This window comes from Klebsiella sp. DY2415 (genome assembly GCF_026314315.1).
Classification (GTDB): Bacteria; Pseudomonadota; Gammaproteobacteria; order Enterobacterales; family Enterobacteriaceae; genus Klebsiella; species Klebsiella ornithinolytica.
Genome location: NZ_CP111115.1, coordinates 3,487,433 through 3,507,197, shown reverse-complemented (window position 1 = coordinate 3,507,197; position 19,765 = coordinate 3,487,433). Strand labels below are relative to the sequence as shown.

Genomic DNA, 19,765 nt, shown 5'->3' with positions numbered 1-19,765 from the left:
ATTGAATGAACGAGTTTTCAATCCTCTGCCGCGTGCTGGGTTCTTTGTACTACCGTCAGCCGCAGGATCCGCTGCTGGTGCCGCTGTTTACCCTGATCCGTGAAGGGAAGCTGGCGGCGAGCTGGCCGCTGGAGCAGGATGAGCTGCTGGAACGTCTGCAAAAAAGCTGCGACGTGCAACCGCTGGCCGCCGATTACAATGCGCTGTTTGTCGGTGAAGAGTGCAGCGTTCCTCCTTATCGTAGCGCGTGGGTTGAAGGGGCAAGCGAAGCTGAAGTTCGCGGTTTCTTCAGCGAACACGGGATCCCGACCGGAGAAGGTCAGGCCGACCACATTGGGTCACTGCTGCTGGCGGCCTCGTGGCTTGAAGATCATGCTACGGAAGATGAAAGCGAAACGCTGGAAACGCTGTTTGCTGACTACATTTTGCCGTGGTGCGGGGTTTTCCTCGGCAAAGTCGAGGCGCATGCCGGGACACCTTTCTGGCGGACGATGGCGCCCCTGACGCGGGAAGCGCTCTCCGCCATGTGGGATGAACTGCAGGAAGAATCGGAAGAGTAAATGTGATATTTGTCACGTTTTTATTGCAATGGAAAGTATGAGCTTGCATATAACGTGCTTCAGATCTCATTTGGCGGACGCGTATCTGCTATGATACGCGTCATGAACATACTCTTCGCAATCGCAATAACGACAGGCATTCTCTCCGGAATCTGGGGATGGGTGGCGGTCGCGCTTGGTCTGCTGAGCTGGGCGGGCTTCCTGGGCTGCACGGCCTATTTCGCTTGCCCGCAGGGCGGGCTAAAAGGGTTGCTGATCTCAACCTGTACGGTAATGAGCGGTGTGGTGTGGGCGCTGGTCATTATTTACGGCAGTGCGCTGGCGCCGCATCTGGAAATCCTTGGCTATATGATGACCGGGGGCGTGGCCTTCCTGATGTGTATTCAGGCTCGTCAGCTGCTGCTCTCTTTTGTCCCCGGCACTTTTATTGGCGCCTGCGCCACATTTGCCGGCGACGGGAACTGGCGGCTGGTGGTACCTTCTCTGGCGCTAGGGCTGGTGTTTGGTTACGCGATGAAAAATTGTGGGCTATGGCTGGCCGCGCGTGCGCGGAAAAACAAATCCACATTAGTGAACGAAACGCCCGACCAGGCATAAGCTGATGTCACCCGCACAAGAAACAGGACCTCAGGTCCTGTTTTTCTTTCTGCTGGCGCTGGTCGGGCTGTTCAGACTTGCGGCCGTCGACTCGACTCACGGGGTAGCCCCCGCCACGCAACCGTAACGTGAAAGAATATTAACCCGCAACATAGCCTTGCTATCCTCCAGACGGGTTATAGCCGCCGCAAGTTTCCCGGACTTTCGTCGGGCGGGCTATCGTGCCATATTACCCTCTGTGCTTTATGTAAAGACGTTTGCCGACAGGAGGCGAAATGACTGTTAAACCTGAGGTTATTCTCGGCGACATCACTACGCTTGACGTCGATGTTATCGTCAATGCCGCCAATCCCTCGCTGCTAGGCGGCGGGGGCGTGGATGGCGCAATCCATCATGCAGCCGGGCCGGAGCTCCTTGCCGCGTGTCAGGTCGTCCGGCAACAACAAGGCGAGTGCCCTCCGGGTCATGCGGTGATTACTACCGCGGGTCAGCTGCCGGCCAGCGCGGTGATCCATGCCGTCGGGCCCGTCTGGCACGGTGGCGGGCATCAGGAGGCTGAACTGCTTGCTGACGCGTATCGAAACAGCCTGCAGCTGGCGTCAGCGAACAGCTATCGATCGATTGCCTTCCCGGCCATCAGTACCGGCGTATATGGATATCCTAAGCAGGCGGCGGCAGAAATTGCCGTGCAGACGGTCAGCACCTTTCTGACGCGTTACAATCCTTTAGAGCGCGTCTGCTTTGTCTGTTTCGATGAGGAGACCGCGGACATTTACCGGCGCTTGCTTGAGCCGCAGCGAGGTGAGTGAAAGTCGGGGGCCCCGACCACCCGCCGCCTGACATCTGCGGGCGAGCGGGCGGGCGATCAGCCAGCGGACACTTGAGTCTTAGCTGCTTTCGGCTGGAATTTTCCCGAAAAGAGAAAGCGTAGCAGAGGAATGCGCAGATGAATTTCATACAGCACCAGCGCAATACCGACCACGAAGACTAAGCCAGCAATAAACCCAAGCGCGTTGGATTTGATCGCCGGCGCCAGCCATGCGCCATAAAGCAGGGTCAGCGGGTGGTGCACCAGATAAATGAACAGCGAAGCATTAACAAAATAGGTCACCCGCGCCGACTGAAAGTTCAGCAGACGGTGGCCGAGAGAAAAGACCACGTTCACCATCCACAGACCCAGAACCATGGTAATGACCGATTCGGTTTCATACATCCAGCCATCACCGGAACCATATTGCTGATTCAGGCGATAGGCGATAAAGCCTAGCAGCGCGCCGACGAAGCACCATGGCGACGGAGTGGTAAACATCGTTTTTAAGCGCGGATTGATAAATACCTGGGCACCAAGAATGAAGAAGGGCAGGTAAAACAGAGTCTGCATCACGATGAAATTAAACAGGCCGTTGCTGAGCAAGGGGGCGTAAAGGACAAACAGCGAGCGGCGGATCACCGCGTAAAGCACGCCGAGCGCCAGAAAAATCATCGACAGCTGAGCTAATGTGACGGTGTCACCAAAGGTCGATGCCCTGGCTGAGCGGCGGCCGGTCAGCCAGCGAAACAGCACGACTCCCAGAGAGGTCAGGACCACCAGCACCAGTAAAAACCACAGGTGAGAAACCAGTTCCCACGCCAGAGTATTGAATTTGTCGTAACCCGAGAGGGTGTGCCAGTTTTCGGCCTTGCCGTTAACGTACTGCAGCATGATGAACTGCGGCAGCGTCAGCAGAGGAATGGCGGTCAGCATCGGAATGCCGACACGCTCAACGCGCACTTTCCACCACTTCTTCAGCGGATAACGTAAAAAAAGCATGTAGGAAAAGTAGCCAGAAATGACAAAGAAGACCTGCATGCGAAAAGCATGGATAAAATCGTTAAACAGCGTCAGCCACCAGGAGGGCTCGAGGCTATTCACATGCCAGCTGTGGCTGGAATAGATCAGTGATATATGAAAAGGGATCCCCAGTAGCATCAGCCAGGCGCGGATGCTATCGAAGAAATATTCACGTTGTACTGGCGTATTATTCATACAATATCACTACATTCTCGGACAATTCGTCTTATCACTCAACGTGATAACGTTTAAATTCTCAGCAACCCTACATCAACTCTGGATACCTGTCTCCAGGATAAGTACGTAAAGTACAAATGTGGCAGTTAACTGCCTATTACCTGCGCCGCTAAGGTGAACAAAGCAGGGATTATGTTGTCGGATTGCCTGAATTACCATTAAAATAGATCGGATCGATTTAAGCACACAAAGGGGGAAGTGCTTACTTATATGAAACTTAAACCACAGATGATGAAAATGCGCTGGTTAAGCGCAGCCGTAATGTTGTCCCTGTGTACTTCATCTGCATGGGCGTTTAGCATTGATGACGTTGCAAAACAGGCCAAAGCGTTAGCCGGGAAAGGCTATGAAGCGCCGAAGAGCAACTTGCCCTCCGCTTTCCGCGACATGAAATACGCGGACTACCAGCAAATCCAGTTTAATCACGATAAGGCTTACTGGAACAATCAGAAAACCCCATTCAAACTTGAATTTTATCATCAGGGTATGTACTTCGACACGCCGGTCACCATTAACGAAGTGACGGCAAGCAGCGTGCGTAAGATTAAATATAATCCGGATTACTTTAATTTTGGCAGCGTCCAGCATGATAAAGATACGGTGAAAGACCTGGGCTTCGCCGGTTTCAAAGTACTGTACCCGATCAACAGCAAAGATAAGAACGACGAAATCGTCAGCATGCTCGGCGCCAGCTACTTCCGTGTTCTGGGTCAGGGCCAGGTGTACGGGCTTTCCGCGCGCGGCCTGGCTATCGATACCGCGCTGCCTTCCGGCGAAGAATTCCCTCGTTTTCGTGAGTTCTGGATTGAGCATCCAAAAGCCACGGACAAGCGTTTGACTATTTATGCACTGCTTGACTCCCCACGTGCGACCGGCGCCTACCGTTTTGTGATTATGCCGGGCCGCGATACCGTCGTTGATGTGCAGTCTAAAGTGTACCTGCGTGACAAAGTCGGCAAACTAGGCGTTGCACCGCTGACCAGCATGTTCCTGTTCGGGCCGAATCAACCCTCTCCGGCGACCAACTATCGTCCGGCGCTGCATGATTCTAACGGCCTGTCGATTCTTGCCGGTAACGGCGAGTGGATCTGGCGTCCGCTGAACAATCCGAAGCATCTGGCCGTCAGCAGCTATGCGATGGAAAATCCGCAGGGCTTCGGCCTGCTGCAGCGCGGCCGTCAGTTCTCGCGCTTTGAGGACCTCGACGACCGTTACGATCTGCGCCCGAGCGCCTGGATCACGCCGAAGGGCGACTGGGGTAAAGGGAAAATCGAACTGGTTGAAATCCCGACCAATGACGAAACCAACGATAACATCGTGACCTACTGGACGCCGGATCAGCTGCCGGAACCGGGTAAAGAGATGAACTTCAAATACTCGATTACCTTCAGCCGCGATGAAGACAAACTGCACGCGCCGGATAACGCCTATGTGATGCAGACCCGCCGTTCTACCGGGGATGTGAAGCAGTCGAACCTGATTCGTCAGCCGGATGGCACCATTGCCTTTATCGTTGACTTCACCGGCGCTGAAATGAAAAAAATGCCGTCAGATACGCCGGTAACGGCGCAGGCGAGCATCGGCGATAACGCAGAAATTGTTGAGAATACCGTGCGTTATAACCCGGTCACTAAGGGCTGGCGTATGGTTCTGCGTGTGAAGGTAAAAGATCCGAAGAAAACCACGGAAATGCGCGCTGCGCTGGTCAATGCTGATCAGACGCTGAGTGAAACCTGGAGCTATCAGCTGCCTGCCAATGAATAAGATAACGAAGTACATTGACGCGTTGCCGCTGTCTGAGGCTGAAAAAGCCGCGCTGCCTGATACAAGCCTGCAGGCCGTACATGAAGCGCTGGACGCCGATCATCATGCTTTTGTTCGTGAAGACGATTCCCCGCTGGGTTCCGTGAAATCACGACTGGAACATAGCTGGCCAGACTCCCTGGCCGGTAACCAGCTGATAAAAGATGATGAAGGGCGTACTCAGCTCAACGCAATGCCGAAAGCAAAACGCTCCTCAATGTTCCCGGACCCGTGGCGCACCAACCCGGTTGGGCGTTTCTGGGATCGGCTACGGGGACGTGATGTCACCCCGCGCTATCTTTCTCGCCTGACCAAAGAAGAGCAGGAGAGCGAGCAGAAGTGGCGTACCGTCGGGACCATCCGTCGTTACATCCTGCTGCTGCTGACGCTGGCGCAGACCGTTGTCGCAACCTGGTACATGAAAACCATCCTGCCGTATCAGGGATGGGCGCTCATCAATCCGGCTGACATGGTCGGGCAGAATCTGTGGATTTCCTTCATGCAGCTGCTGCCGTACATGCTGCAAACCGGGATCCTGATCCTTTTCGCGGTCCTTTTCTGTTGGGTTTCCGCCGGTTTCTGGACCGCGCTGATGGGCTTCCTGCAGCTGCTGATGGGGCGCGATAAGTACAGTATCTCCGCGTCAACCGTCGGCGATGAACCGCTGAACCCAGAACACCGTACGGCGCTGATCATGCCGATCTGCAACGAAGACGTCGATCGCGTATTCGCCGGCCTGCGTGCCACCTGGGAGTCGGTGAAGGCGACAGGGCAACAGCAGCACTTCGACGTGTATATCCTGAGTGACAGCTACAATCCGGATATTTGCGTTGCCGAGCAGAAAGCGTGGATGGAGCTGATTGCGGAAGTGCAGGGCGAGGGGCAGATTTTCTATCGCCGTCGTCGTCGTCGTGTGAAGCGTAAGAGCGGTAACATCGATGACTTCTGCCGTCGCTGGGGCAGCCAGTATAGCTATATGGTGGTGCTGGATGCTGACTCGGTGATGACCGGTGAATGTCTGACCGGGCTGGTGCGTCTGATGGAGGCGAACCCGAATGCCGGGATCATTCAGTCCTCGCCGCGCGCTTCTGGTATGGACACCCTGTATGCCCGTTGCCAGCAGTTTGCGACCCGCGTTTACGGTCCGCTGTTCACCGCCGGCCTGCACTTCTGGCAGCTTGGTGAATCACACTACTGGGGCCATAACGCCATTATCCGCGTGAAGCCGTTTATCGAGCACTGCGCGCTGGCGCCGCTGCCGGGAGAAGGTTCATTTGCCGGGTCGATTCTGTCGCACGACTTCGTGGAAGCGGCGCTGATGCGTCGTGCCGGCTGGGGGGTGTGGATTGCCTACGATCTGCCGGGCTCTTATGAAGAACTGCCGCCGAACCTGCTGGATGAACTGAAGCGTGACCGCCGCTGGTGCCACGGTAACCTGATGAACTTCCGTCTGTTCCTGGTCAAAGGCATGCACCCGGTGCACCGGGCGGTGTTCCTGACCGGCGTCATGTCCTACCTGTCGGCGCCGCTGTGGTTCATGTTCCTCGCCCTGTCGACCGCGCTACAGGTCGTGCATGCGCTGACTGAGCCACAGTACTTCCTGCAGCCGCGGCAGCTGTTCCCGGTCTGGCCGCAGTGGCGTCCGGAGCTGGCGATTGCGCTGTTCGCCTCGACGATGGTGCTGCTGTTCCTGCCGAAATTGTTGAGCATTATTCTGGTGTGGTGCAAAGGTTCAAAAGAGTACGGCGGCTTCATTCGCGTGACGCTCTCTTTGCTGCTGGAAGTGCTGTTCTCGGTACTGCTGGCGCCGGTGCGTATGCTGTTCCATACCGTGTTTGTGGTCAGTGCGTTCCTCGGTTGGGAAGTGGTATGGAATTCTCCGCAGCGTGATGATGACTCCACCCCATGGGGTGAAGCCTTTATGCGCCACGGTTCGCAGCTGCTGCTGGGGCTGGTGTGGGCGGTCGGTATGGCGTGGCTGGATCTGCGTTTCCTGTTCTGGCTGGCGCCGATCGTCTTCTCGCTGATCCTGTCGCCGTTCGTGTCGGTGATTTCCAGTCGGGCCACCGTGGGCCTGCGTACCAAACGCTGGAAGCTGTTCCTGATCCCGGAAGAGTATTCCCCGCCGCAGGTGCTGAAGGATACCGATGCATATCTGACCCTGAACCGTCAGCGTTCCCTGGACGATGGGTTTATGCACGCCGTGTTTAACCCGTCCTTCAACGCGCTGGCGACGGCAATGGCGACGGCACGTCACCGCCATGGTCACATTCTGGATATCGCCCGCGAACGTCACGTTGAACAGGCGCTGAACGAGACGCCCGACAAACTCAATCGCGACCGTCGTCTGGTGCTGTTGAGCGACCCGGTCACCTTGTCACGTTTGCACTATCGTGTGTGGGCCGCGCCGGAGAAATACTCTTCGTGGGTGAGCGCCTATCAGCAGGTGACGCTCAACCCGCTGGCGTTGAAAACGAAATAAGCGGTATGTGAAGGAAAATACCGGCAATATTGCCGGTATTTTTTTATCTGAGCATTGAGGTAGCAGATGAGAATTTTACTGGTTATTGCCATGGCGCTGCTGCTCAGCGGCTGCGGCAGTATTATTAGCCGCACGGTGCCGGGGCAGGGGCATGGGAATCAGTATTACCCCGGCGTGCAGTGGGATGTGCGTGATTCGTCATGGCGATACATCACCATTCTCGATCTGCCTTTTTCGCTGGTGTTCGATACGTTGCTGTTGCCGCTTGATGCCAGCCACGGTCCGTACAACTAATCAGCGTTCATCCCACTCATCGGCGGCGGTCTGACCCTCTTCGGTATCCAGAGAGGGTTCCAGCTGAAACTCTCCTTCGTCCCACTCATGCAGCGTATTCTCTTCCAGCCACTCCTGACGCAGCTCTATCTCGTCATAGTCGCCGTCAAAAACGCTCTGTGCCGCTTCGCCGCTTAACATCGGCAGGCATTCGCCTTCTTCATCTTCGTCGGCAAAAAATTCGGCCTGCCAGGCGATATCGCCATCCTGCAGAACGTACTTTTGGATATTCAGCTGCTCAACGTTGGCACTCTCCTCGTCGCTATCCGGATTATTGACCAGGAACTCTTCGCGGGCCGCATCGATAGCTTCTTCGAGCGTGGCATAGAAAATCGAATCCTTTGGCATAGATAACCCCCTAAGAAGAATGAAAAATGGACACGATTCAATCTATAGAAGGCGGTGAGCGTTGCGTCAAGGGGAAGGCGACGCTGTTGAACTTAATTTACCGAACGACCGCCCGAGTCCGCGTTCTGCGCGGGTTCATCACCGGAAGGACGCCGCAAGCTGAGGGTGGAATAGATAGCGTTGAACAGGACGACCGTTGCGGTGACAAAAAAGACCGCCCGGAAACCATAGCTGGCAGATACCGCTGCGCCGATCAATGGGCCGGTGACGTTGCCGATATCGCGAAATGACTGGTTATAGCTAAAAATGCGCCCGGCCACCTGGCTGGTTGAGTTGTACACCAGCAGCGTCTGGACGGCCGGCAGCAGCGCGCCGTCGGCGGCACCCAGCAGAAAGCGTAAAATAGCCAGCTGCAGCGGCGTCTGGACGAATGACATTGGAATCAGCAGCAGAACGGAGACCATCAGCGCGACGATAAGGATTTTTTCCGGCCCGATACGATCCCCGAGCTTACCGAGGCGCGGGGCGCTGATCAGCGCCGCGACGCCCGGAACGGAGGCTATCATCCCGCTGATAAAGGCGATATTTCCGACGTCTCCGGCCAGCTCCCGAACGTAGAGGGTCAGGATAGGGGCGATTGAGCCGGTGGCGACCTGAATAATCATCGTGGTGACAAACAGACTCAAGACCAGCTTTGGGCTTTTCAGGGACGAAAAGACATCCCTTGCATTAAGCATCTCTTTCTTCGCGACCGGGACGAACTGCTCGCGAATGAAAAACAGCGTCAGGATAAAACAGACGAGCAGGACGCTGGCGGTCAGAAAGAAGACGGTGCGCAGTCCCCAATGGTCGGCAAGAAAGCCGCCCGCCAGCGGGCCAAGCAGCGCGCCGCTCACGGCGCCGGTAGATAGCGTACCCAGCGCCCAGCCGCTCTTCTGGCGCGGGATCTGGGTGGCGATCAGGGCATTCGCATTGGGAATAAAACCACCCAACAGCCCCAGCAAGGCCCGCAGTACCAGAAACTGCCAGATGTTTTGCGCCAGCCCCATCAACATCATGACGATAGCCATCCCCAGCGCGGAGCGCAGCAGCATAATTTTGCGCCCTTTGCGATCGGCCAGGCCGCCCCAGAAGGGAGAGGCAACGGCGGAGAACAAGAAGGTAATGCTGAATACCAGTCCTGACCACATATTCAGGGCACTGTGGCCCGTCACGCCAAGCTGCTCGACGTAGAGCGGGAGAAAGGGCATAACCAGGCTAAAAGCGGCACCGGTCAAAAAACAGCCGAGCCAGGTGACCGTGAGATTTCGTTTCCAGTTAATCGGACTATCTGCAGACGACATAGGCTTCCATTGGCCTGCGATGCAGGACAAAAACAAAAGATGAGCCTGCTAATTATGCGCCTGAGTAACGATCATCGCAATGGAGGAGAGCGCTTAATGCTAAAGCGGAAAGTGCCTCCGGCCAGCATCGGGCTGCCGGAGGAAGCACACTTAATAGCGTGAAGGTACGCCGGGCGGGCGGGTCTTAAAGCGGCGGTGCAGCCACATATATTGCTCCGGCGCCATCAGGATGCATTTCTCGACGATGCGGTTCATCCAGGCCGCGGTCGTTTCCGCATCATCAAGCGGCGGATCGCATTCCGGCGGCAGAATAATCAGCTCATAACCTTTACCGTCGGGTTTACGCCGCGGAACGAACGGAACAATGCAGGCTTTCGACATCTTTGCCAGCATCCAGGTCCCCGACGTCGTTGCCGCCTGGTCGACGGCAAAGAGCGGCACGAATACGCTGGCGGTCGGGCCGTAGTCGTGGTCCGGCGCATACCAGATCACTTCGCCTTTTTTCAGCGCGCGAATCATCCCTTTCAGATCTTTACGGTCGATCATGTCTTTATTCGAGCGCAGCCGGCCCCAGGTTTGCAGCCAGTCAATGACCGGATTGTCATTTGGACGGTAGACGCCGATGCCGGGTTCGTTGATACCAAACATCCGCGCCCCCATTTCCAGCGTGAGGAAGTGAATGCCGATCAGCAGAATGCCGCGCTGTTGCGCCTGAACGTCCCGGATATGCTCAACGCCGATGGAGTCGGTCCAGCGCGCAATACGCCGGGTCGGCCAGAACCAGGCCATCCCGGTCTCCATTAACCCCATCCCCACCGATTCGAAGTTTTGCACCACCATCTGATGGCGCTCTTCTTCGCTTTTGTCCGGGAAGCACAGCTCCAGGTTACGGTAAGCGATTTTGGCGCGGCGTTTCATAAAGCGCATTGCCAGGCGGCCAATCGCATTGCCAAGGCGGTAAATCAACGGATAGGGAAGCTGAACAACCAGCCACAGCAGGCCAATACCTAGCCAAAGCAGCCAGTAACGCGGATGCAGCAGCGCCGCGGAAAATTTAGGTAAATGGGTCATCTCATACCTGTTTAAATAAGCAACTCATTCTATTATCGCATTTTTTCATGCTTCAGCCAAAACGGCTGTCCCAGGTGGCATTTATTGTTAAACGCGAACGAACGGGAGTGAAATGAATGTAGCGCAAAATGTGGGGATGTAAATTAACGTCGTTTGCTATATGATGCCGGCCGTTTATTTACCTCATTTCCTATGTCGAGCAGGTACACCATGCCAGTGTTACATAACCGCATTTCAAATGAGACGTTAAAAGCGCAGATGTTAGCTGAGAGCGAACCGCGTACAACGATCTCGTTTTATAAATATTTCACCATCGTGGATCCAAAAGCCACGCGCGATGCATTGTGGATTGCCCTCACCAAATTAAACGTGTTTGGTCGTATCTATCTGGCCCACGAAGGGATCAATGCCCAAATCAGCGTGCCAGAAAGTCAGGTCGATGCGCTACGCGAGTTTCTCTACGCCTTCGACCCGGCGCTGGATGGCCTGCGGATGAACATCGCGCTGGACGACGACGGAAAATCCTTCTGGGTGCTACGCCTGAAAGTCCGCGATCGTATCGTGGCGGATGGGATCGATGATCCGACGTTTGATGCCTCAGACGTGGGTGATTATCTGAAAGCGGCGGAAGTGAATGCGATGCTGGACGATCCCGATGCGGTGTTTATCGATATGCGTAACCACTATGAATATGAAGTGGGCCATTTTGAGCAGGCGCTGGAAATCCCGGCGGACACGTTCCGCGATCAGCTGCCGAAAGCGGTCGAGATGATGCAGGAACATAAAGATAAAAAAATCGTTATGTACTGCACCGGCGGTATTCGTTGTGAAAAAGCCAGCGCTTGGATGAAGCACAACGGCTTCAGTAAGGTCTGGCACATTGAGGGCGGGATTATTGAATATGCCCGTCGTGCGCGCGAACAGGGGCTGCCGGTACGCTTTATCGGTAAGAACTTTGTCTTTGACGAGCGGATGGGGGAGCGGATTTCCGATGATGTGATTGCCCATTGCCATCAGTGCGGTACCCCGTGTGATAGCCATACGAACTGCCTGAATGACGGCTGCCATCTGCTGTTTATCCAGTGCCCGAGCTGCGCCGAGAAGTTCGCCGGCTGCTGTAGCGAGGCGTGCATGGAAGAGCATAAGCTGCCGGAAGAGGAGCAGCGTCAGCTGCGTGCCGGACGAGAAAACGGCAATAAGATCTTCAACAAATCTCGCGGCCGCCTGAACACGAAGCTGGGGATCCCGGACCCTGAGACCTCAGAAAAACCATAACCAGATAAGATCAACGATCGCCAGCAGCAGCCACAGTGCGAGATAAATCATAAAGTGCTCGCGGACGTTGTTGACCAGTAAATCGTACAGGCGACGCATAAACTCTCTCTGTGATGAACGGCCTCCTCTGAGGCCGTTTTTTATTGCTCAAATCAACACCGCGCGGCGGCCATCTAACCCTGAAAGCGTGCCAGCGAGAAGGGGGTCAGGTCGAAGGCGGGGGTTTCCCCCTGGGCAAACTGCGTGGCAATTTCTCCCAGCACCGGGGCGAATTTGAAACCATGACCGCTTAACCCGCTAATCAGCAACGTTTCAGGATGGCCGGGGAGGGTGTCGATAATAAAGTCTTCATCCGCCGTATTATCGTAGGTACAGGAGGCGCCATGCAGGCAGCCGCCGATACCGGGCAGCACGTTACGCAGGAAGCTGAACGACTCAGAGCCGTCGGTGGCCACCGCGCCAAATGGCGTGCGTTCTTCCGGCGCGGAGATAAGTTGCCCGCCGTTGTGCTTGCCGATCTTCAGTTCATTGTCTTCCGCCGGGAAACCATAGAACTGGTCGCCGTTTGGCAGCTCACCGGTAAATGCCGGGAAGTGGTTTTTAGTGCTATAGCGTCCATCAGCCTGGAACCAGGCGAAGATTTTGCGTACGGGCTGGACTGGCAGGTCGGGCAGCAGACGCGTTACCCATGTACCGGCGCTAACCAGCAGTTTCTTGCCGCTGTAGCTGCCATCGGCGGTGTCGATTGTCACGCCATCCGGGTGATGGTGTATGGCGGTAACCGGGCAATTAAACAGCTGAGCGCAGCCCGCCTCACGCGCGAGACGTATCCAGGTTTCGATGGCCAGCTCGCTACGTAAAACCCCGGATGCCGGTTCGAATATGCCACGATAATCATCCGGTACGCGAATCTCAGGCCAGCGGGCCATGATAGCCGGGGCATCCATCTCTTCGACGTTCAGTTGGAACTGGCGGGCGCTGTTCGCAACGTTGCTGAGAAACGTCGAGTTTGCCGGGCCGAGGTTAATCACCCCGGTGCGTTCGAAGACCGCCTCGCCGCTGAGGGTTGCAAGCTCATCCCACAGCGCCTGCGCACGCAGCACCAGCGGGACATATCTCTCTCCTTCACCGTAGGCGTGACGGATAAGACGCGTATTACCGTGATGGCTGCCCTCCTGATGCGGAGGCGTGTGCGCGTCGGTCATCAGCACGTTAAGTCCAGCCCGGCGGGCATAATAGCCGGCAGCGGCGCCAGTGGAGCCGCTGCCGATAATGATGAGGTCGTATTGCATGGTCTGTTCCGGTTTTTTGCTTTATTAGCAGGGTAATTAACAACCTGCACATATACAAGCCCGAAAATAAATCAGGCACCCGCAGGTGCCTGTTTAGTTAGCATATATCGATCGCGGCATAATCATTAATGCCTGCGGTACTCGTTTGCCTGGTATTCACCTGATTCTATCTTCGCAATACCTGCTTCCAGGATAGAAATAAATTGACGTGCGACTTCCGTCGTTAGCCAGAGCGTCTGGCCAATTTCAGCTTCGTTACTGCTTTCTTGAGTGGGGTTTTGGTAGTGCAGGCGCAACATCATTGCATCGTAGCTATCAACGGTGCTGATGTCCCATCCGACGAGGGGATGGGTCTGGATGACTTCATTATTCTTTTCCATCATAACCCCTTATTCATATGTTAAAAGACAACAATTCTCGAGGTTTAATGCATATTTTTTGAAGCAAGTTAATTATATCAGCTGTTAAGAATAAACTCGAGAAATTAAATCAAACAGGGCGAGCTTTCATCTGTTTGGTGCTTTTTTGCGCAAATTTAGTGCCGTGCATCGTTATTTTTAAAGGAAATAATCAGGAGGAAAAAGAAAAGTCTGAGATTGCAACGGGGATAAAAAAGCCGGGGCGACCCGGCAAAAAAAGCACAATGAGGGAGCAAATTGAATTTGCTGTGCCTGACGCGATGTTCCGGCAGCTTTTGCTTCAGACTGGCCTGCTCTGTTTGTTCAGAGCCCGTGCCATTCTGCTGCGGCATGCTGCCAGAGAGGCGTCAGGATGCGTCATGGACAAACCAGTCATCAGCGCTTTCCCAGGTTTCTTGCAGGATTTCGCTTATCCGGTCTTTATCTTCTTTCAGGCCGCCAATGACGGACAAATTGTTATTGGCGGCAAAGCGTACGGTTACCTGGCTTGGAAGAGCCGGGAACTGCTGTTCAATGCGTCGGGAGAGTTCATTATTTAGCGCTTCTAAGGCGCCGTGTGGTAAGGCTGTAGATTTGGCGATAGACACTTCGATGCGCATGATTGCCCCCTGTGTAATATACTGGTTATTTATACAGTATTCAGTTTGCGTTTACAACAAGGGGCAGCGCTTTTATTTTTTCATCGTCCAGCGCAGGGTTTCACCGGCAAGGAAAGGCACCAGGGTGTCGTCCGGCAGGGCGATGCTTTCAACGACGGTGCTCTCTTCGCGCACCAGCTCAACAAAGGTATCATTCACCGGCAGGCCGTAGAAGCGCGGGCCGTTGAGTGAACAAAACGCTTCGAAGTGCTGCAGGGCATTCATCTCTTCAAATACCGTCGCATAGCTGCCCAGCGCGGTCGGCGCGTTAAAGCAACCGGCGCATCCGCAGCTGGCCTCTTTACGATGGCGGGCGTGCGGAGCGGAGTCGGTTCCCAGAAACGCGCGGCTAAAGCCGCTGGCAACCAGCTCACGCAGCGCCTGCTGGTGGATATTGCGCTTCAGAATCGGCAGACAGTAAAGATGGGGACGCACGCCGCCAACCAGCATGTGATTACGGTTAAACATCAGATGCTGAGGCGTAATGGTCGCGGCCAGCAGTTCGTTACCGTCGCGAACGTATTCGGCGGCATCTTTGGTGGTGATATGTTCGAACACCACTTTCAGGCCCGGTAAACGCTGACGCAGCGGCTCCATTACCGTTTCGATAAAGCGCGCTTCGCGATCGAAGATGTCAATCTCGGCGTGGGTGACTTCACCGTGAACCAGCAGCGGCATGCCCAGCTTTTCCATGCGCTCCAGCACCGGCATGATGGCATCGATGCTGGTGACGCCGTGGCTGGAGTTGGTGGTGGCATTGGCCGGATAGAGTTTGGCTGCGGTGAATACGCCAGCGTGGAATCCACGCTCCAGCTCCGCCGGGTCGAGCGTATCGGTCAGGTAGCAGGTCATCAACGGCGTAAAGTCGTGCCCGGCGGGAACGGCGTCAAGGATACGCTGGCGATAGGCTATCGCAGCTTCAACGGTGGTGACAGGCGGCACCAGATTCGGCATCACGATCGCCCGGCCATAAAATTCACTGGTGTAAGGCACGACGGTCTTCAGCATATCGTCATCGCGGAGATGGATATGCCAGTCGTCAGGGCGGCGGATTTTCAATACCTGGGATTGTGCTGTCATGGAAAGCTCCGGCTAATAGGGTCAGTCATCAGGGCTGTTTTTGCCGGGCACTAAGGATAAGCGTAAACGTTTTCCTTTGCATCAATTTCCGTAAAAAAACGGGCGCGGCAGCGCCCGTCGTATTAATTGGTGAACGGGATGATAATTTCGCCCGGTTTCACCTCGATGCCTTTTGCGTATTTTTTCGCCAGCGCTTCGCCGGTGCTGGCATCTTCGCGCAGAACGTAGGCCGGCTGCTGGTTAAAATAGCTACGCAGAGACTGATTCAGATAGGGAATCAGGGTCTGTACGACGGACTGCAGTTTCTCAGGCGACACTTTCGCATCAACCACTTCCATCTCCTGCAGGAAGATCGCGCCTTTCTCTTTATTAAAGACCGGCAGCGCCTTGAGCTTCAGGTCGATGGTGGCTTTCTGATTGCCGAATAACGAGTTCAGATCCAGGTTGGCAATGCCGCTCAGCGTCACTTTATTCGGCTCTTCACGGCCAATCGCACTGGTCAGATCGTGTAACTCAATATGGGCATCCGCCACGCCCGGCAGGCCGATATCTTTGGCGAAATGGTTACGTTTCTGTAGCGCCTGGTTAATTTCCTGCTCGCTAACTGAATACTGTGTGAGCTGGTTACAGCCGCTCAGAAGGCCGCTGACAATGAGCGCGGCCACGATAAACATCTTTTTCATTAGATTCCTTAACGGTCATGCCAGGACTTATCCTGACATAAAGCAGTATGGCCTGCCAGCATTCGACGCACTAGCGGAAAATGCTGAAAACAGGCCTTACCTTAAATCTCTGGTCAGGTACGTGGCTCCAGCATGCCGGACGTCGACCGCTTCTGGCTGAACTGCCACCACAGAGCAATGAAGGTAAACAGGCCGATAACACCCAGCATCAGCCACGGCAGTTCGGGCTGATTCAGCGCTTTACCCGCATCGAACAACCATCCGCCGCCGGCGTAGCCAAATGCGCCGCCAAAGGCCAGCCCCAGCCGACTGAAGCCCATATAGCTGCCGCGCGCCCGGGCATCGGCTAAAGAGGCTCCCAGGGTTTCCCGCGCCGGTTCCGCAACGATCGATCCAATATAGAAGATACAAATCAGGGTAAACAGCTGCTGTAAATTGCTGGTCAAGCCAATAGGCAACATGGCGAGGGTCATCACCAGTAACCCGGCCATCAGCCGATGCTCCAGGCGAAATCGCTGTTCGCTCCAGCGGGCAATGGGATAGAGCAGGGTTAACGATATAGCGGCTTCAATGGCATACATCCATTTTACCGCGGTCGGTGAACCGGCGATGTCGTTAACCATAATGGGCAGCATGAGCATCACCTGGACGGCCAGCATATAGTAGCCGGTGAGCGTCAGAACGTAGGTGACAAAGCGCTTGTCGCGCAGCACCCGGCCCAGGCCTTCCCGCACCGGTGTTTTCACGGTGGAAAGCTTCCACGCCGGGAGATACCAGGCGTTGAACGCGGCGCAGGCGACAAACAACGCCGCGCCCACGCTGCAGACCAGGCGGAAGTCGTATTGCAGCAGCCAGCTGCCGAGCAGGGCGCCAATCACCGCCCCGGCGCTGTCCTGCATCATCAGAATCGAAAAGAATCGCCCGCGCTGATGCGGACGCACCAGCTTGACCACCAGCGCGGCGCGCGGCGGATCGAACAGGGTGCCGCCGAGCCCGGAGAGAATGCAGGAGAGCCACAGAACCCACGGTTCATGGGCCACGGCCATCGCCGCGAAACCGCCCGCGCGCATGAGCATGCCGGTGACGATCATCGGCTTGGCGCCAAAGCGATCGGCGACCGCGCCGCCAAAAATGCCTAATCCTTGCTGTACCAGCTGGCGCAGGCCGAGCGCAATCCCGACCATCAGCGCCGCCCAGCCCATCTGGTCAACAAAGCGAATAGAAATTAGCGGGAAGACGACAAAAAAGCCCAGAACCACCAGCATGTTGTCGACCAACAGGAAATATTTACCCAGGCTCCTTGCCTGCGATACGCGGGACATTTCCCCTCCAGGGAAAATAAAGAGTTACCCGGATAGTGTGCGGGGAAGATGCTGACTTTCCCAGCATCATTGCGACAATATTTTTTTATCAAAAAGCAAGATCGATAGAGTCTATTCATCGAAAAAGGGAGATGGTGCAGAAAATGGTATGTTGCTGTTTTCACACAACCGTTCAGGACAGGTATAGTGAAAGGAGCAGGGTAATCAGTCAGGGGAACAGGAGAAGGGAATGTTTGGCTATCGCAGTAACGTACCTAAGGTGCGTTTGACGACGGACAGGCTGGTGGTGCGGCTGGTATACGATCGTGACGCCTGGCGTCTGGCCGATTATTACGCGGAGAATAAAGGGTTCTTAAAACCCTGGGAGCCAGTGCGCGATGACAGCCACTGCTACCCCTCTGGCTGGCAGGCGCGTTTATCGATGATTTCCGAGTTTCATAAACAGGGCTCGGCATTCTATTTTGCGCTGCTCGATCCGGAAGAGAAAGAGATTATCGGCGTGGCAAATTTTTCCAATGTGGTTCGCGGGTCGTTTCATGCCTGCTACCTCGGCTATTCCATTGGCGAGAAGTGGCAAGGCCAGGGGCTGATGTTTGAGGCCCTGACCGCGGCGATTCGCTATATGCAGCGCACGCAGCATATCCATCGCATCATGGCCAACTACATGCCGCATAATCAACGTAGCGGCGATTTACTGGCTCGTCTTGGCTTTGAAAAAGAGGGGTACGCCAAAAATTATCTGCTGATTGACGGGCAGTGGCGTGACCATGTACTGACGGCGTTGACGACACCGGACTGGACTCCGGGTCGCTGAGGAGAGAGCATGAAATATCAGTTAACCGCACACGAAGCGCGCGTCATCGGGTGTCTGCTGGAAAAACAGGTAACCACGCCTGAGCAGTATCCGCTGTCGGTCAATGCGGTGGTGACCGCCTGCAATCAGAAAACCAATCGTGAGCCGGTGATGTCGCTGAGCGAAAGTGATATTCAGGATCTGCTGGATGCCCTGGTCAAACGCCATTACCTGCGTACGGTCAGCGGTTTCGGCAATCGGGTGACCAAATATGAACAGCGCTTTTGTAATTCCGAGTTTGGCGATCTGAAACTGTCTCCGGCGGAAGTGGCGATCGTGACGACGCTGCTGCTGCGCGGCGCGCAGACGCCGGGCGAGTTGCGCAGCCGAGCGCAGCGAATGTATGACTTTAGCGATATGGCGGAAGTGGAGAGCGTGCTGGAAACGCTGGCAACCCGGGATGACGGACCTTTCGTCGCTCGTCTGCCGCGCGAGCCAGGGAAACGAGAATCCCGCTATATGCACCTGTTCTGCGATGATATGGACTCGCTTATTACCGCCGTCGAGGCCGTCTCGCCGCCGGCCGATGATCTTCTCGCGCGGGTTGAGGCGCTGGAAGGCGAAGTCGCGGAACTGAAAGAGCGGCTGGCCTCGCTGCTGGCTCACCTGGGAGATTAATCGTGACCGCGAAATTACGCATTGGCGTGGTGGGGTTAGGGGGCATCGCGCAGAAGGCCTGGCTGCCGGTGCTGGGCGCCGCAGATGGTTGGACGCTGCAGGCGGCCTGGTCGCCGGGTAAAGAGAAAGCGCTACGCATCTGCGACGCCTGGCGCATTCCTTATGCCGACTCGCTGGAGCAGCTGGCGGCGCAGTGTGACGCGGTCTTTGTGCATACTTCAACGGCTTCGCATTTTGAGGTGGTGAGCCGCCTGTTGCATGCCGGGGTGCATGTGTGCGTGGATAAACCGCTGGCCGATAAGCTGAATGAGGCAGAGTCGCTGGTCGAACTGGCGGCGCGCCGCAAGCTCACGCTGATGGTCGGTTTTAACCGTCGCTTTGCGCCGCTGTATCGTGAACTCAAAACGCAGATGGGCGGCGCCGCATCGCTGCGCATGGATAAACATCGCAGCGACAGCGTCGGCCACGATCTGCGTTTTACGTTGCTGGATGATTATCTGCATGTGGTGGATACCGCGCTGTGGCTGGCGGGCGGTACCGCGCGCCTGAGCGGCGGCTCGCTGCATACCACGGCCCAGGGCGAAATGCTCTACGCCGAACACCACTTCAGCACGCCTCAACTGGAGGTCACCACCAGCATGCACCGGCGTGCCGGTAGTCAGCGGGAGTGGGTGCAGGCGGTGACTGACGGCGGACTGTACGCCGTCTGTGATATGCGTGAATGGCAGGAAGAGCGCGGTCAGGGGGTGATTATGCGCCCGGTTCCGGGCTGGCAAACCACGCTCGAGCAACGGGGTTTTGCCGGCTGCGCTCGCCACTTCATCGAATGCGTGCAAAATCAGACGGTTCCGGAAACTGCGGGTGAACAGGCGCTGCTGGCGCAACGGGTGGTCGAAAAACTCTGGCGCGAGGCAATGAGTGAATAATTGGTTGTAACATCTGGGAGTAGTAATTCATGACGAACCCGGTAGACTATCGCC

At 55.7% G+C, this 19,765-nt stretch carries 22 protein-coding genes; 11 read left to right on the top strand and 11 right to left on the bottom strand.

Annotation, left to right across the window (positions count from 1 at the left end; all coding sequences use genetic code 11):
• The first annotated feature begins 5 nt into the window (after positions 1 to 5).
• From OQV00_RS16710 to ymdB, 4 genes are all read left to right on the top strand, one after another.
• Entirely contained in the window at positions 6 to 560 is a 555-nt protein-coding gene (locus OQV00_RS16710) for a TorD/DmsD family molecular chaperone (RefSeq protein ID WP_004860465.1), read from the top strand.
• A 102-nt stretch (positions 561 to 662) separates the two neighbouring features.
• A complete protein-coding gene (locus OQV00_RS16705; protein ID WP_015584660.1) occupies positions 663 to 1,157 on the top strand; it encodes a DUF1097 domain-containing protein in 495 nt (164 codons plus the stop codon).
• A gap of 4 nt (positions 1,158 to 1,161) precedes the next feature.
• Entirely contained in the window at positions 1,162 to 1,284 is a 123-nt protein-coding gene (locus tag OQV00_RS16700) for a hypothetical protein (RefSeq protein WP_266279060.1), read from the top strand.
• A gap of 148 nt (positions 1,285 to 1,432) precedes the next feature.
• Positions 1,433 to 1,966, top strand: a complete 534-nt coding sequence (gene ymdB / locus OQV00_RS16695; protein ID WP_075808857.1) for an O-acetyl-ADP-ribose deacetylase — start codon at positions 1,433 to 1,435, stop codon at positions 1,964 to 1,966.
• 56 nt (positions 1,967 to 2,022) lie between these two features.
• Here the strand turns inward: ymdB and mdoC are convergent, their stop codons facing one another.
• Positions 2,023 to 3,183, bottom strand: coding sequence for a glucans biosynthesis protein MdoC (mdoC, locus tag OQV00_RS16690; RefSeq protein WP_032717202.1), 1,161 nt, complete (start codon positions 3,181 to 3,183; stop codon positions 2,023 to 2,025).
• A gap of 252 nt (positions 3,184 to 3,435) precedes the next feature.
• Here mdoC and mdoG point away from each other — a divergent pair, with 252 nt between their 5' ends.
• From mdoG to OQV00_RS16675, 3 genes are all read left to right on the top strand, one after another.
• Positions 3,436 to 4,989 (top strand): glucans biosynthesis protein MdoG, encoded by a 1,554-nt coding sequence (mdoG, locus tag OQV00_RS16685; protein ID WP_004860475.1) that lies wholly within the window; start codon positions 3,436 to 3,438, stop codon positions 4,987 to 4,989.
• The gene (mdoH, locus tag OQV00_RS16680) at positions 4,982 to 7,510 is read left to right on the top strand and encodes a glucans biosynthesis glucosyltransferase MdoH (protein ID WP_048023067.1); all 2,529 of its coding nucleotides are present in this window, start codon (positions 4,982 to 4,984) and stop codon (positions 7,508 to 7,510) included. The genes mdoG and mdoH overlap by 8 nt, the downstream gene beginning before the upstream one ends.
• Before the next feature lie 66 nt (positions 7,511 to 7,576).
• Positions 7,577 to 7,804 (top strand): YceK/YidQ family lipoprotein, encoded by a 228-nt coding sequence (locus tag OQV00_RS16675; RefSeq protein WP_004860481.1) that lies wholly within the window; start codon positions 7,577 to 7,579, stop codon positions 7,802 to 7,804.
• Here the strand turns inward: OQV00_RS16675 and OQV00_RS16670 are convergent, their stop codons facing one another.
• From OQV00_RS16670 to OQV00_RS16660, 3 genes are all read right to left on the bottom strand, one after another.
• On the bottom strand, positions 7,805 to 8,191 hold the full coding sequence (locus tag OQV00_RS16670; RefSeq protein WP_004860482.1) for a MysB family protein: 387 nt from the start codon (positions 8,189 to 8,191) through the stop codon (positions 7,805 to 7,807). It lies immediately after the preceding gene.
• A 92-nt stretch (positions 8,192 to 8,283) separates the two neighbouring features.
• A complete protein-coding gene (mdtG, locus tag OQV00_RS16665) occupies positions 8,284 to 9,534 on the bottom strand; it encodes a multidrug efflux MFS transporter MdtG (protein WP_015584657.1) in 1,251 nt (416 codons plus the stop codon).
• A gap of 150 nt (positions 9,535 to 9,684) precedes the next feature.
• On the bottom strand, positions 9,685 to 10,605 hold the full coding sequence (locus OQV00_RS16660; RefSeq protein ID WP_004860485.1) for a Kdo(2)-lipid IV(A) acyltransferase: 921 nt from the start codon (positions 10,603 to 10,605) through the stop codon (positions 9,685 to 9,687).
• A 210-nt stretch (positions 10,606 to 10,815) separates the two neighbouring features.
• On the opposite strand from OQV00_RS16660, the gene trhO reads away from it, so the two are divergent.
• Positions 10,816 to 11,880, top strand: coding sequence for an oxygen-dependent tRNA uridine(34) hydroxylase TrhO (gene trhO, locus OQV00_RS16655; protein ID WP_004860488.1), 1,065 nt, complete (start codon positions 10,816 to 10,818; stop codon positions 11,878 to 11,880).
• Here the strand turns inward: trhO and OQV00_RS16650 are convergent.
• The 7 genes from OQV00_RS16650 to mdtH form a co-directional block, all read right to left on the bottom strand.
• Complete coding sequence (locus tag OQV00_RS16650; RefSeq protein WP_004860490.1) at positions 11,866 to 11,979, bottom strand: YceO family protein; 114 nt, start codon at positions 11,977 to 11,979, stop codon at positions 11,866 to 11,868. The two genes, trhO and OQV00_RS16650, sit on opposite strands and share 15 nt — an antisense overlap.
• A gap of 74 nt (positions 11,980 to 12,053) precedes the next feature.
• Complete coding sequence (solA, locus tag OQV00_RS16645) at positions 12,054 to 13,172, bottom strand: N-methyl-L-tryptophan oxidase (RefSeq protein ID WP_015584656.1); 1,119 nt, start codon at positions 13,170 to 13,172, stop codon at positions 12,054 to 12,056.
• A gap of 125 nt (positions 13,173 to 13,297) precedes the next feature.
• On the bottom strand, positions 13,298 to 13,552 hold the full coding sequence (bssS, locus tag OQV00_RS16640; protein ID WP_004860493.1) for a biofilm formation regulator BssS: 255 nt from the start codon (positions 13,550 to 13,552) through the stop codon (positions 13,298 to 13,300).
• Positions 13,553 to 13,938: 386 nt separating this feature from the next.
• Entirely contained in the window at positions 13,939 to 14,190 is a 252-nt protein-coding gene (dinI, locus tag OQV00_RS16635; RefSeq protein ID WP_004860494.1) for a DNA damage-inducible protein I, read from the bottom strand.
• A gap of 72 nt (positions 14,191 to 14,262) precedes the next feature.
• Entirely contained in the window at positions 14,263 to 15,309 is a 1,047-nt protein-coding gene (pyrC, locus tag OQV00_RS16630) for a dihydroorotase (protein ID WP_004860495.1), read from the bottom strand.
• Positions 15,310 to 15,431: 122 nt separating this feature from the next.
• Positions 15,432 to 15,992, bottom strand: coding sequence for a lipoprotein (locus OQV00_RS16625; RefSeq protein WP_004860496.1), 561 nt, complete (start codon positions 15,990 to 15,992; stop codon positions 15,432 to 15,434).
• Between the two features lie 113 nt (positions 15,993 to 16,105).
• On the bottom strand, positions 16,106 to 17,314 hold the full coding sequence (gene mdtH, locus OQV00_RS16620; protein WP_004860497.1) for a multidrug efflux MFS transporter MdtH: 1,209 nt from the start codon (positions 17,312 to 17,314) through the stop codon (positions 16,106 to 16,108).
• Between the two features lie 229 nt (positions 17,315 to 17,543).
• Between mdtH and rimJ the strand changes: the two genes are divergently transcribed.
• From rimJ to OQV00_RS16605, 3 genes are read left to right on the top strand one after another with little or no spacing between them, the layout of a single operon-like run.
• Entirely contained in the window at positions 17,544 to 18,128 is a 585-nt protein-coding gene (gene rimJ / locus OQV00_RS16615; RefSeq protein WP_004860498.1) for a ribosomal protein S5-alanine N-acetyltransferase, read from the top strand.
• Between the two features lie 9 nt (positions 18,129 to 18,137).
• Complete coding sequence (locus tag OQV00_RS16610) at positions 18,138 to 18,785, top strand: YceH family protein (RefSeq protein WP_004860499.1); 648 nt, start codon at positions 18,138 to 18,140, stop codon at positions 18,783 to 18,785.
• A 2-nt stretch (positions 18,786 to 18,787) separates the two neighbouring features.
• A complete protein-coding gene (locus OQV00_RS16605) occupies positions 18,788 to 19,711 on the top strand; it encodes a Gfo/Idh/MocA family protein (protein ID WP_015584654.1) in 924 nt (307 codons plus the stop codon).
• Positions 19,712 to 19,765: the final 54 nt, after the last annotated feature.